This window comes from Leptolyngbya sp. NK1-12 (genome assembly GCF_032598965.1).
Classification (GTDB): Bacteria; Cyanobacteriota; Cyanobacteriia; order Elainellales; family Elainellaceae; genus Elainella.
In genome coordinates this window covers 99,540-112,576 of sequence record NZ_CP053586.1, presented here as the reverse complement: position 1 = coordinate 112,576, position 13,037 = coordinate 99,540, and the positions used below count along the sequence as shown (strand labels likewise).

The following is a 13,037-nucleotide window of genomic DNA, read 5'->3' as shown; positions in this document are numbered from 1 at the left end:
GGCTGCTGATCTACTCAGCCAAGCGGCACCTTAGTTAGCCAGTGGTCGTAACCAGGATCGCGCCCCTCCAAGGCTGCCTTCAGCTGGGCTGACAGTTTGGCAGTAACAGGACGTTCGTTTGGCAGCCCATAGTTTTCGATTCGCAGCACCGGAGTGAGTTGGGCCGCAGTGCCGCAAATAAAGACCTCATCTGCAATCAGTAGCTCTGATTTGTCTACGGCTCGCTCTTGTACTGGAATTCCCAAGTCATGGGCGATCGTCAAAATGCTATCGCGGGTAATTCCTTCCAAAATATCCTGATCCACCCCAGGCGTAATCAGCTGACCATTGCGCACCAGGAACAAATTCATAGCAGAGGCTTCGCTGACCTTACCCTGTGCGTTCATCAAAATCGCCTCATCAAAGCCAGAAGCCACCGCCTCGGTTTTTGCAAGAGCTGATGCGATATAGGCTGCACTTGCCTTACCACGCAGGGGCATGCTCCGATCTTCTTGGCGGTACCAGGAGCTAAACCGACAATTCACCCCTACCTGCGAAAGGTATTCGCCCATCGTCAAGCCATAGATCAACAGGTCTTTCTCGATTTCATGCAGCCGGGGTGCAATTCCCAAACCACAGGTGTAAACCAGTGGACGCAGATAAAACGGCTGACTCGGTTGGTTTAACTGCACAAACTCGATCAATTTAGCCTGGAGAAACTCCGGCGTGACGCTGTAACCCAGGTATTTGGCGCTATCGCTCAACCGACGACAATGGGCTTCTAGACGAAACAGCAAAATTTGCTGCGGGTCACTTGGAGACGGCAAGCCGCGAATGCCACCAAATACGGCTGTCCCGTAATGCAGCGCATGGGTAGCGATCGAGATCTGCGCCTGTGCAAAGGGAAGAAAACGACCTCCTAAATAAGCCTGCGGCAAAAAACCAGCTAGAGGTTCGTTGGAGTTAGCTTGTGGATTCTCAAATTGAGCAGTCGGCTGCAAATCGATTGATTCTGACATAACAGGGGGATTCATCACAGCGTCCTCTTGCAAAGAAATTGGAATGAACCTAAAATAGCACCACTGAGCAGTGGTGTCACTCAATCAACATCTCAATGTCCGATCTACAACAGTTAGACGAGTTGGTAAATCTGGGCCTAACCCGTTATGAGGCCGCCGCGTATTTGGCGCTGCTAGAACGACAAGATTTCACCCCCTCCCAGGTAGCAACCCGTGCCCAGATACCGCGACAGCGCATCTACGATGTGTTGGGAACACTTTGTAGTCGAGGGCTTTGCGTGGAGCGCCATTCAGGTCGGCAGCGCTTGTTTCAGGCGGTAGATCCCGCCGATGCCCTACCCGGCTTGTTGGCCGAAAAGCAGCGCCAGTATGAAGCAGAACTGTCTCGACAACAGCAGCAAACCCAACAGCTTGTGACTACTCTGACGCCGCTTTATCAATCAGGTCATCGCACACAAGACCCCTTAGCCTATATCGAAGTTCTTTCAGAACCACGCCGGATTGTGGAGCGAGGAGCCACCCTAGCGCAGTCTGCCCAGCACAGCATCTGCGTTTTTTTCAGCCATCCGTCCCTGTTGAGCTATGAAGAAGGGCTGCAGTTGGCTCAAAACCCTCTTAGACGCGGCATTAGCTACCGCACAATCTATGAACACAGCATCTGGCAAGAGACAGACAGTCGCGAGTTTGTGCGGCAGTGTCAGGACTGGGGGCAACAGGTGCGGTTTGTTCCAGAAGTGCCATTCAAAATGCAGTTGTTTGATAGTCGAGTTACCCTATTGTCCTTGCAAGATCCATTAGTCGGTACCCCTAGCTTTACGGCGCTCAGCATCACCCATCCCGGTTTGGCAAACATGCTGCAAATCGCTTTTGAACATCTCTGGCAGCAGGGCACTCTCACTCCACAAGTTACGCCATCAGAGAGTTAAGGTCATTTTGGGTTAATGCCATTTTGAATCCACTGCCCTTTTGGGCTACGGTATCCCCGACTCGAACGGGCACGACTGGGCAAGGGGTTTAGATTTGGTTTTAGCTCGGGTTTAGATCGGTTGCCGCTTGGATTTCGCTGACGGCAGCTAAAAGGGAAAGGGCCACCAGCGGGGCCGTCACGGCTCGTAGAATTCTTGCTCCCAGAGAGACAGGCTGATAGCCAGCTTCAAGGGCTTGGGCAATTTCTGAGTCAGTCCAGCCGCCTTCTGGTCCGATGGCAAATGCAAGGGAGGCGGAGAGCGGGCCAGGCAATAGGCAAGTTAACAGATGGGGATGATTACCGCGAGCCTCGCAGAGGTAGCAGGAGGCGAGTTGGTGATTCCAGGTTTGCAAAGCATCCGGCCAAAAATGGGGCAGCAGAATTTCGGGAGTAAACTGCCGCTCTGATTGTTCAGCCGCTTCTTGGGCAATGCGCTGCCAGCGCTCTAGCTTTTGAGAACTGGGCTTTAGAACAGTGCGTTGACTCAAAATTGGCACAATTCGCTGTACCCCAATTTCTGTGGCTTGCCGCACCACATCATCCATGCCGGTTTTGGGTAGGGCCATCAGCAGTGTGATCGCGATCGACAGTTCAGTTTCAACGGGAATTGCCTCTAGAATTTCGGCTGCTGCCTCGGCCTGTAGCTGACTTAACCACCACTGACCAGCTTCATCAATGGCAATAAACTGATCGCCAGCTCGCAACCGCAGAACCCGATAGAGGTAATGCTGCTGCGACTGACTGAGCTGGATGCGTTGCCCAGAGCGTTGATTAGCCGTGATGATTAGCCGCTGCAATTGAGCCATAAGAAATTTTTACTAGCACTACCACCGATTTTTTGCAAGAAATGTTGCAGCTTTGTAACAAGACTGTTATATTTATTTACATAAGGTTACAAAAGGAAGCGAAACGCCCGAATGTCAGTTTGTAGAGTCTGTCTATTCCCTGCTTCCGGCTGAGCCACCTGATGTTTGAGTAAGGGTTCTAAGGAGATTTGCCATGTTTGCACCAATCGTTGTTCTGTTGCGTCAGTGGGTAGGTGAGCCTCAGTTTGTTCGCCTCAGAGGTAAAGCGATCGCTCTCCATGCTCAAGCCATCACCAACTTCTGTGAGCGGTTTGGCATCGATCGCACTCAGCGGCAGAACTGGATTCGCCTAGCACGGGACAACGGTAAGAAGTTGGGTCTACTGGCTTAGTTGATTTAGTACGTTGAAAATCCTTAACTCCGCCGATGGCTGGAGATGCAGTTGAAAGTTTAGAGCTTTAAAGTAGCAAGTTTGAAGTAGGAGGTAACGACGATGGCAATTGTAATTGCTCTGTTTGTAGTAGGTTGGGTTGCGGCAGCAGTGATTGGCAGCCAAGCTTATTTCCGAGGTGAACAAACCAAGCCCATTCATGAGCGCAACTGGCGTTCTGAATCATTTGAGAAGCTGGCCGTTTCTGTCACCGGAACTGAGACTGATTTCGAGGAGCGGGTACCTGGTTTCTCAGTCGATGCCTACACCAGCCGCATTCTGCCTAGCGCATAGGCAAACTAGTGCATAGGCATAAGCCTCAATTTCGGTCTTCCTATCTGTTTCAACGGATTCCTCTAGTATCTAAACCTCCAGGCATGGCCCGGAGGTTTTTTTGAGATCTGAAGCGTACTTGTGTGAAACCAGTCATCCGACTCAAAACCCAAGACGTAAAACTCAAAACTTCCCTAAACTAGCGGCAACCAAATCTCAAACTCCGTACCGTGGTTGATGGAGCAGGCTGGAGCAACAGATGAGGCCATAATGGTTTCTGGCTGAGAGCGAAGGTAAAACCTGCCCCCATGTTTGGCCGTGATGATTTGGTAGCTAACCGCAAGGCTGGTTTCTTTATCGGCGCGGTTTTCCACTGAGAATGAATCGAGAATCTGTTGATATTTCGCTGCTGGAATCCCAGGTCCGTTATCGGCAATTTGAATTGTTACCCAGCGTGAGGCAATCGGATCGGGGCTGTCGGCTGGAGCAGAACGCACTTGAGTAGTAATCGTGATTTGCGGTTTCAACTGCTCCTCCGGTCCAACGATTGAAGATTGGCGCTTCCGCAATTCGGAGGCCACCTCTTGTTGCACCGCCTGATTCAACAGAGCGTTGATTGCATTCGTCAAAATGTTCATAAACACTTGATTGAGTTGCCCTGCGAAACAGGAAACGGGTGGGAGGTGGCCATAGTTTCTAACAATCTGAATGCCCGATAGACGGCTTTTGAGCAGCAGCAAAATACTGTCTAAACAGTCATGAATATTGGCAGGCTTGGGGTAAACATCGTCAATATGACAAAAGTTTTGTAGGCTAGTAACCAAATTCTTCAAACGGTCCGCGCCAGCCCGGATGCTGCCAATCGTTTGCGGTAGGTCATTGCGCAGGTAGTCTAGCTCAATCTCGTCTTGTAGATCGGTAATTTCGGGTGGTACTTCTGGAAAGTGCTGCTCGTAGGCAGCTAAAAGCTGCATGATTTGAGTTGTATAGGTAGAGAGATGGGTCAAATTACCCCAGATAAACCCCACTGGGTCAAGAATCTCATGGGCAACCCCATCGACCAGCCGCCCCAAACTCGCCATTTTCTCGGTTTGAATCATCTGGGTTTGGGTCCGCTCATACCGCACCTGCGTTTCGACACCGCGAATTTGCCAGTAGGCAATGTTGAGATCGTGGATATCTAATAAGCGGTAAGTTTGCGGGTCTACCTGCACCACAACTGGCTCACTCTGCTGCTCCGGTGGACGACGCAGGGCCATTTGAGCTGCGGTTAAAATCGGCGTTGAGGCAGTCAGCATTAGATGCTCGGTTCGGGCATAGCTGTAGAGCACCGAGAGCGCACTTGGCAAAAATAGAGCTGTTCCCCGAGGACGAATTAAAAACTCTAGCAGCCGCTGCCGCGAAATCATGCCCAAGAAGCAGCCATGTTCGAGCAGTACAACACCCGGTAAGCTGGGATGCTGCTCAAATATCTGGGCAAGCTCCATGCCCGTATGGTGAGATTCCACCTGAAATTCATGCAGCGGCAAGTCAGCTAGAAGCGACTCCAAACAAAGAGCCTGGCTACCGGCTTCCAACAGACGAGGAAGCGGCAGTTTAGGGCTAGAGCGTTTGGGGGAGGGCATGAAGCTTACAGAAAAAACAAGTAAATGGGCGGCTTTCTCTAAAGTGCCCAGTCCCTAAGAAACTGCACACCCGAAGCCAGCCGATTTTGATAGCACAGTGATTTAACACCAGAATTTGGGCAGTCTAAATACGACGTTAACCCTAGCTTGGGATTGGGCCACCTTGAAGTAACCAACGCAGCCAATGATCTAGCCAATAATTCAGCCAAATTATTATCAACCTTTGGCTTTTGCGCCCCGTTCTTAACCAGATCTTACTTAAACCAGTTTGAAACGGATCGTCAAATCACGGGGCAAAACACCGAATCAAACAAACTCGATTGGCTAATTCAGTGCAAGGTTAGTTTTCTAGATCTGATCCTCAGCAAATTCTCTCAGCCAATTTTCTTTAGTTGTAGTTAAATTTCATAAGGGTAAGCGCTGTTAGCGGCCTTCTCTCAAATTGACGAGTAAAGTCCTGCTCTCAATATCGTCCTGTCGTTTCTGTGAATCTCCAGCCTGGACCGATCTACCATGGCCATTTTCCCTGTTAACAGTTTTGCAAGTCTGCGTGACGCCATCATCAATGCCCAAAATGGCGACACGATCAGTATCACGACGGATTTGATTGTACTGGAAGCCCTCTTACCTGTCATTAATAAAGATTTGACCTTTACCAGTGCCGGACGCAACGCAACTATTAGCGGTGCCGATAGCCGTCAGGTATTTCGGGTGACGGGGGGCAATGTCACCTTCACGAATCTCACCATTGCTAACGGCACGGCTCGCGGCACGGCTGGAACTGTGGGTAATCCGGGCGGCAAGGGTGGTAACGGTTTAGGCGGTGGTTTGTTCATCGATGGTGGTTCGGTGACGCTGATCAACACAACCTTCGAGAACAATCGTGCAATTGGTGGTATAGGTGGCAACAGTACCACTGGCGTCGGTGGTAATGGAGGAGATGGCTTGGGGGGAGCCATTTACGTCAATCAAGGGGCACTGCGGATCAGCAACACAGCGTTTAGCAACAATAGCGCTGTTGCCGGTAGACCGGGCACGGGGGGCACCAGTCCAGGCCAAGCAGGCAAAAGTCAGGCCGGAGCCATCTACATCAATGCTGGCAATGTTTTGGCGGAGGGCAACCCGCGCTTCAGCAGCAACACGGCAAATACGGGACCCAATACATTCGGACCAGGCAAATACGAGATTGTAGAGCCGCCCCAGGTTCAGTCGATTAACCGAGCCAACCCTGACCCAACAGCGCAAGCCACAGTAGACTTTACCGTGCAATTCAGTCAGGACGTGGCGGGTGTTGATCTGTCCGATTTTGTGGTTGTTAAATCCGGAACCATTACCGGGGAAGGAATTATTTCGGTTACTCCAGTCAACAACCGAACCTATAGCGTTAAGGTGAATACGGGTACGGGCAATGGTACAGTCCGGCTCGATTTGAAAGACAACGACTCGGTTAGAAATAGCAGTACGGTACCGTTAGGCGGCTCAGGGTTGGACAATGGCAACTTCCCAGGCCAAGCCTATACGGTGAATCGGACTCCCCCGACTGCACAAATCCTGCGTCAGGGCAGTGCCCCTAAAGACACAGCCGCTACCCTCGTGACCTATACGGTTTTCTTCAGTGAACCGGTGAACGGGGTTGATACCAGCGCTCAAGGCGGCTTCAAAAACTTTCAGGTGTTAACCAGCGGTGGCCTTTCAGGTGCTCAGGTGGTTTCGGTCAAGCCTCGAACCAACACTAACAACAACACTGCCTACGATGTCGAGGTGAATACCGGCAGCGGCAATGGCGAGATTCTGCTGCGCCTGATCGATGACGACTCGATTACCAGCCGGGTGCGGGGTGTGCCGCTGAATGGCAATGTAGATGGGCCAAACTACAGCATCTTCAAAACTCCGCCCAGCGTAGCCTCGATCGAGCGATTGGCGAATAGTCCAACTGGTGACGCCTCAGTTCGTTTTAGAGTCAGTTTTACACAAGACGTAGCTGGCGTTACGAGAGATGATTTTGTGGCGGCGGCCAGCAGTGGCCTCAGAGGCGCGAGTGTGGTTTCAGTGACGCCTGTGGATGCCCGCACCTATACGGTCGTGTTGAATACTGGCCGTGGCGATGGCAGCTTGGGGTTGAATCTGGCTGACAACGACAGCATCCGCAACAGTCTGAGTGTGCCGCTGGGGGGAGCAGGAGCAGGCAACGGTAATTTTGTCGGACCCGCCTATTCGGTGATCAAAAGTGCACCGCTTGTTTCAGCCATCAATTTAGCTAGCCCCAATCCTACAGCATCTGGAACTGTAGATTTTACAATCACATTCAACCAAAATGTTACAGGCGTCACAAGAGACGACTTTCGCCCTGTGGGAGCAGGGATTAGTGGATTTAGCATCCAGGAAGTTTCGGGCAGCGGCAACACCTACAAAGTCGTTGTCAACACCGGGAGGGGCAGTGGCTCCCTGGGACTGAATCTAGTAGATGACGACAGCATTCGCAACAGCATTGGGGCACCGCTAGGTGGAGGCGGCAGCGGGAACGGCAACTTTACTGGGCAGAGCTACACCATCAAAAGAACCCCTCCCCGGGTCACAGCGATTAATCGGTTAGAGTCCAGCCCAACCAATGCAGCTACAGTCAACTTTACGATCAGCTTCAATGAGGCCGTTAGCCGCGTCGATCCATCCGATTTCACGCTAGTCACTCAGGGACTAACGGGAGCTGGCATTACTGCGGTGACACGGGTGAATGACAGTTTCTACTCGGTGGCAGTCAGTACAGGCAGAGGCGAAGGCACCGTTGGGCTTAACTTGGTGGACAACGACTCGATTGTGAACAGTTTAGGGTTGCCCTTGGGTGGCGCAGGGGCCAATAACGGCAATGTGGTGGGCGAGGTCTATAGCATTGACCGTACCGCTCCGATTGCTGACTTAATCGATGTGATTCCTGACCCGCGCCAAGATAAAGTTGATGCGGTTACTATCCGCTTCAGTGAAGCTGTTAGAGGGTTTGATTTATCGGATATGCAGCTCACCCGAGGCGGTAGGCTGGTTTCCCTAAATCAAGCCACGTTAACGAGCGCCGATGGGATCACCTGGACGCTGGGTAACCTGCGCAAGCTCACGAGCCTCAGGGGTAACTATGAGCTGTTGCTGGTGGCAACGGGCAGCAGCATTACGGATGTAGCTGGCAATCCCTTAATCAATAATGCGGGTGATCGCTGGACCAACTTGGTAACGGTAGAGGCTTGTGACCCAGGCATCACCTTGCGTGGCACAAAGGGAGCCAATCGCTTACAGGGTACGGACGATAGTGATGTGCTGATCGGGCGGGCAGGGAATGATGTGCTGATCGGTTTAGACTGCCGTGATCGACTAGATGGAGGAACTGGAGCAGATCGACTCAACGGCGGACTCGGTGCGGATATTTTAGTCGGCGGGGCTGGAGCGGATCGCTTTATCTACTCTGGTGCAGATCAGGCCAGCGCGTTCGAAAATTCCTTGGCAGCCAACCCCGATCAAATCGTCAAATTTAGATTTTCTCAGGGTGATAAATTCCAGTTGGATTTTGACGACAATTTGAATAGTTCAGACCGCCCGCGCAGCCTGTTTAACGCCGGACGAGTCAAAGGTCGCACTCTAGAGCAAGCGGCTAAAAGCGCCTATCGCGACAAGGATCAAGCGACAGAAAATGCCCAAAAGCTTTTGGCGAACCAAGCAGTTTTCTTTAACTGGCGGGGGGGCACCTACCTGTCGGTCAACGATAGAAGCCAGGAATTTGCGGCAAACCAAGATTTACTGATTAACGTCACGGGGATTCAATTTAAACCAGGCGATACCCGTAATGGCAATTTGAATGTCTCGAATTACTTTGCCTAAATGAGTTTGCTTCTTTAAGCAAACTATCGTAAAGCTGAGATGTCCGGTGTAGCACTTACTACTTTAGGTTGAGTGTGCTGGTTCAGCGCTAATGGTATGAAAGATATACAGCGCTTGAGACAAGCGTAGTCCTACCATCAGGGATGCTGCTGGGGTGTATTGAAGGCTGCCCTTGTTTACGGCAGCACTGCTCGCCTATCCGGTTTGTAGTAATGCCTATTGACGCAGCTTGGTGAAGCTTTAAATTTGCTAAATTTGCGGCTTTTGTAGTTCAGATGAGATCTGATCACGCAGAAACCAAACTGGTCTAACTGAACTCCATCCAAATAAGGCGAAGTATTGGGCTAGCGCCTATCTGTTGAAGTTGACAGACAAGTGAAGTTGACAGACAAGTGGAGTTGACAGACAAGTCGGCTGCAATTTGCCTGCAAATTTGCCTACAAATCTGTCTGCCATTGCGATCGACAAGTTGTGACTCGAGTCAGCCTTGGGCTAGCTCATAGCTTGAGCTGCAAAAGTGTGCTGCCCAAAAGGCTGTAAATGTTGGTTTCATACTAAATTCTTACAAAAACGGGCTACTTTACAGCTGTATGAGCAACAGTGCAACGGGCTTGATCACAAGCGACTCATTTCAGTGTAAATCTTGAAATAAGGTGAATTTTCTATGAACTCCGGGTAAAATCTGAATTATTTTTTAGTAGAAATCCCTGAGAAATTCGTAGTTTATAGTATCTTCCCGGAATCTTGGTGTTTAATTTAACTTAAGTTTGCATTTAGTTCAGGGGATTTACTGCTATAACTTGATGAGTAGAACCTGTTTTTCACCAAGGTACGCATCTCCTGAAGCTACATGCTTTGAAAAGATTCCGAGTTTGTAAGTAAAAAAAATCACTCAGAGGCATCTGGCCATGACTTCCTGTCGTCATCTTTCCACCTTAGTCGTAGTCGATTCAACGGTTGTAGATTACGAAAGTTTAGTTAACAGCACAAAACCGGGCACTGCCGTTCTCGTTCTCGACGCTGAGCGAGATGGAATTGAGCAAATCTCTCAAGCTTTGGCCGAAGCTGATTCGCTAGAAAGCCTGCATATTCTTTCCCACGGTAGTGCTGGGGTACTGCAATTAGGCTCAACTAGCTTGAATTGGCAAACGTTAAGGCGCTATGCTGCTCAACTACAAGCCTGGGCAAAACCACTAGCTGGTGCAGAAATATTGCTTTATGGCTGTAAGGTAGCGGCTGGATCGATCGGGCAATGGTTTGTGCGCCAGTTAAAGTGCTTGACCGGTGCAGAAATTGCAGCTTCGACGAATCTCACCGGTAGCTCCGTTCTGGGAGGAGACTGGAACTTAGAGTTTACAACGGGTGAGATCCGCACACCGCTAGCTTTTTCTGCTTCAGCAATGGCTAGCTATCCACATGTGTTGCCAGTACTGGTCTCAGATACGTTCAGAAATGGAGATGTTACTGATAAAGTCTGGGTGTTTGGTACTGATGCTCCGGCTCCAGGCCGGCCACCTTCAGAGCTACCGTTTTTGACAGCTCGGAATACGACCGTAGCTCCGACTGGCGGCTTACCAGGTAACCCCAGCCGTCAGCTTGATCCAGAAGGAGAAGGCGCACTGCGGTTAACTAGCGCCCTACCTGATCAAGCGACCTTTGTTCTCTATAACAATCCCGTTCCGTCGGTCCAAGGTTTGACGATTACCTTTGAGCTGTATGCCTACGGTGGAACGACTAACCCTGAACGAGCTGATGGCGTCAGCTTCTTTCTGCTGGATGGCACAGCTTCGCCTACTGATGCTGGGGCGTTTGGTGGTTCACTGGGCTATGCCCAAAAAGAAGATATTGCGCCAGGGCTGGTAGGCGGCTACTTGGGCATTGGTTTCGATGAATTCGGCAACTTCTCAAGCGCTACCGATGCTCCCGGAGAAGACCCTGTGCGGAATGGCGGCCAACCTCAAGGGCGAGTGCCCGACTCGATTGGGATTCGGGGTAGCCAAGCCTCAAACTATCTCTTCTTAGGTGGAACTGATGGGCTACCCTTTGGTATTGACGCCCCAACCGCAACCACACGAGAAGAAGCCACGCGCACGATCAAGATTGATCTGACCCCCGCTGGTCGTCTAACAGTTCAAATTGATGGCAACAACGATGGTGATTTTCTCGATCCGTTTGAGAGTGATCCGCGTCTCAGCAATATCGATGTAGCTCAACTCACCGGGACTCCCAAACCCGAAACGATTAAGTTTGGTTTTGCCTCCGGTACAGGCGATTTCAATAATATTCACGAAATCCGTAATCTGGTTCTCGGCACATTCAACAATGCGCCCCTAGTTTCACCGTTCACCGAAGTGTTGCTGCCGGGCACCACAATCCTGCTAGATGGAACGACATCTGCCGATCCATCTGATGGTTTCTTTGCCGTTGATCCAGATGTGGCAGATGGCGATTTTATTGCTTCTTTTCAAATTCTGACCCTGCCCGATCCGGCCCAGGGTACGCTGTTTGTCGGTGATCCTTTAACAGGCGGTGTACCGGTAGTTGCTGGAACTACGCTGACGCCTGAGCAAATTCAAACCATCTATTTTCAGTCCACGGCTGGCTTTACTGGTGCTTCGTTCACTTACACCGCAATTGATAGTCGAGGACAAGCAGCCGAACTGCCAGCAACGGTAACGCTGAACCTGCGCGATATTACCAACCAACCGCCCAACACTAATCCAAGCCAGCTAGAAATACCGCGAGATGATGTGCGGCTGGTGCCTGGTTTGTCAGGAACGGATCCCGATGGCGATAACACGATTCAGTTCTTCCAGATTCTGACCGTGCCACCGGCCAGCGAAGGTCAATTGTTCTTGGGTAATCCGACTCAAGGCGGCAGACCGATCCAGGCGGGCCAGCGGCTCACACCTGCTGAAATCACCCAGGTTTATTTCCAGTCTTCTTCTACCTTTAGAGGCAGTAGCTTTACCTATGCTGCCATTGATGACCAAGGCGAAATCGACCCGACGCCTGCCACGGTGAGCTTGATTCGAGTCGGGACAGGCGACGTCTTCTGCCCACCCGGTAGAAACTTCACAGGGAATAACCGTGATAACAAGATTGACGGTACGCCCCTGTTTGACCAACTGCGCGGCTTGGGTGGCAATGATCGGATTCGTGGCTTCGATTGTAACGATATCCTGCAAGGCGGACGCGGCAACGATACACTGGCCGGTGGGGCTGACCGTGATGTGATCAAGGGCCAACAAAACAATGACGTTGCTCGTGGGAATGCGGGCGATGATGTGATTGATTTGGGCTTAGGCAATGACCGCGGCTTTGGTGGCAAAGGCGACGATATTGTCGATGGTCGACGTGGTAACGATCGGATTCAGGGCAGAGGCGGTAACGACACCCTGAGAGGCGGTCGGGGTCGAGATACCCTTAACGGTGGCCCTAACAACGACTTCGTGGATGGTCAACAGGGCAATGATGAAGTGCGAGGTGCTAAAGGCGACGATTTCATGAATGGTGGCCTAGGCAACGATCGGATGCGGGGTAGCCGTAGAGCCGACACTGCCTATGGACGCCGAGGGGATGATGTGATTTGGGGTGGTCCTGGTGTCGATGTTTTGTTCGGCAACAAAGGCAACGATCGCCTTTCTGGTAACACTCAGAACGACCGGTTGAACGGTGGTCCTGGCAATGACACACTCACGGGTGGCAACGGCAGCGACCGAATTCGGACCGGAGTAGGCAGAGATCAGATCAACTATCGGTCTGCTGAGCACGGAGTCGATCGGATTGTCGATTTCGATGTTGCCAACGACGTAATCAACCTGCGGCGTATCTTCAACAAGCCCGAGTACACCAATCCCGATCGGTTCCGGGCATATGTTCGGCTGCGCGATAGTGATAATGGCGCGATTCTGCGAGTAGACTCGAATGGAGATGCAGCAGGTGGATTTTTACGGTTGGCCATCCTACAGGGGGTCCAGGTAGCCGATATTAATCCTGTGACTAACTTTATTGTTTAGATTGTTTAGATACGTCTAGGTTGTCTAATCTAAAGTTCTCAGTTTCACTCTGCTGAGT

At 51.1% G+C, this 13,037-nt stretch carries 8 protein-coding genes; 5 read left to right on the top strand and 3 right to left on the bottom strand.

The annotated features are described in order from the left end of the window. Positions 1-14: 14 nt before the first annotated feature. Positions 15-1,013 (bottom strand): branched-chain amino acid transaminase, encoded by a 999-nt coding sequence (locus tag HJG54_RS00215; RefSeq protein ID WP_316432674.1) that lies wholly within the window; start codon positions 1,011-1,013, stop codon positions 15-17. An 80-nt stretch (positions 1,014-1,093) separates the two neighbouring features. Between HJG54_RS00215 and HJG54_RS00210 the strand changes: the two genes are divergently transcribed. Continuing rightward, a complete protein-coding gene (locus HJG54_RS00210) occupies positions 1,094-1,924 on the top strand; it encodes a TrmB family transcriptional regulator (protein WP_316432673.1) in 831 nt (276 codons plus the stop codon). Positions 1,925-2,024: 100 nt separating this feature from the next. Here the strand turns inward: HJG54_RS00210 and HJG54_RS00205 are convergent, their stop codons facing one another. Then, positions 2,025-2,771, bottom strand: a complete 747-nt coding sequence (locus HJG54_RS00205) for a 16S rRNA (uracil(1498)-N(3))-methyltransferase (RefSeq protein WP_316432672.1) — start codon at positions 2,769-2,771, stop codon at positions 2,025-2,027. Positions 2,772-2,964: 193 nt separating this feature from the next. Here HJG54_RS00205 and pgr5 point away from each other — a divergent pair, with 193 nt between their 5' ends. Both pgr5 and HJG54_RS00195 read left to right on the top strand, forming a co-directional pair. After that, the gene (gene pgr5, locus HJG54_RS00200; RefSeq protein WP_036000574.1) at positions 2,965-3,162 is read left to right on the top strand and encodes a cyclic electron transport protein PGR5; all 198 of its coding nucleotides are present in this window, start codon (positions 2,965-2,967) and stop codon (positions 3,160-3,162) included. A 102-nt stretch (positions 3,163-3,264) separates the two neighbouring features. Continuing rightward, positions 3,265-3,495 carry a photosystem II protein, Psb35-related gene (locus HJG54_RS00195; protein WP_036000570.1) on the top strand — a complete coding sequence of 77 codons (231 nt, stop codon included), beginning with the start codon at positions 3,265-3,267 and terminating at the stop codon, positions 3,493-3,495. 173 nt (positions 3,496-3,668) lie between these two features. Here HJG54_RS00195 and HJG54_RS00190 read toward each other — a convergent pair whose 3' ends face one another. After that, positions 3,669-5,099 carry a sensor histidine kinase gene (locus HJG54_RS00190; protein ID WP_316432671.1) on the bottom strand — a complete coding sequence of 477 codons (1,431 nt, stop codon included), beginning with the start codon at positions 5,097-5,099 and terminating at the stop codon, positions 3,669-3,671. 513 nt (positions 5,100-5,612) lie between these two features. Between HJG54_RS00190 and HJG54_RS00185 the strand changes: the two genes are divergently transcribed. Continuing rightward, a complete protein-coding gene (locus HJG54_RS00185) occupies positions 5,613-8,960 on the top strand; it encodes a bluetail domain-containing putative surface protein (protein WP_316432670.1) in 3,348 nt (1,115 codons plus the stop codon). A 908-nt stretch (positions 8,961-9,868) separates the two neighbouring features. Next, a complete protein-coding gene (locus HJG54_RS00180; RefSeq protein ID WP_316432669.1) occupies positions 9,869-12,979 on the top strand; it encodes a DUF4347 domain-containing protein in 3,111 nt (1,036 codons plus the stop codon). The last annotated feature ends 58 nt before the right edge of the window (positions 12,980-13,037 follow it).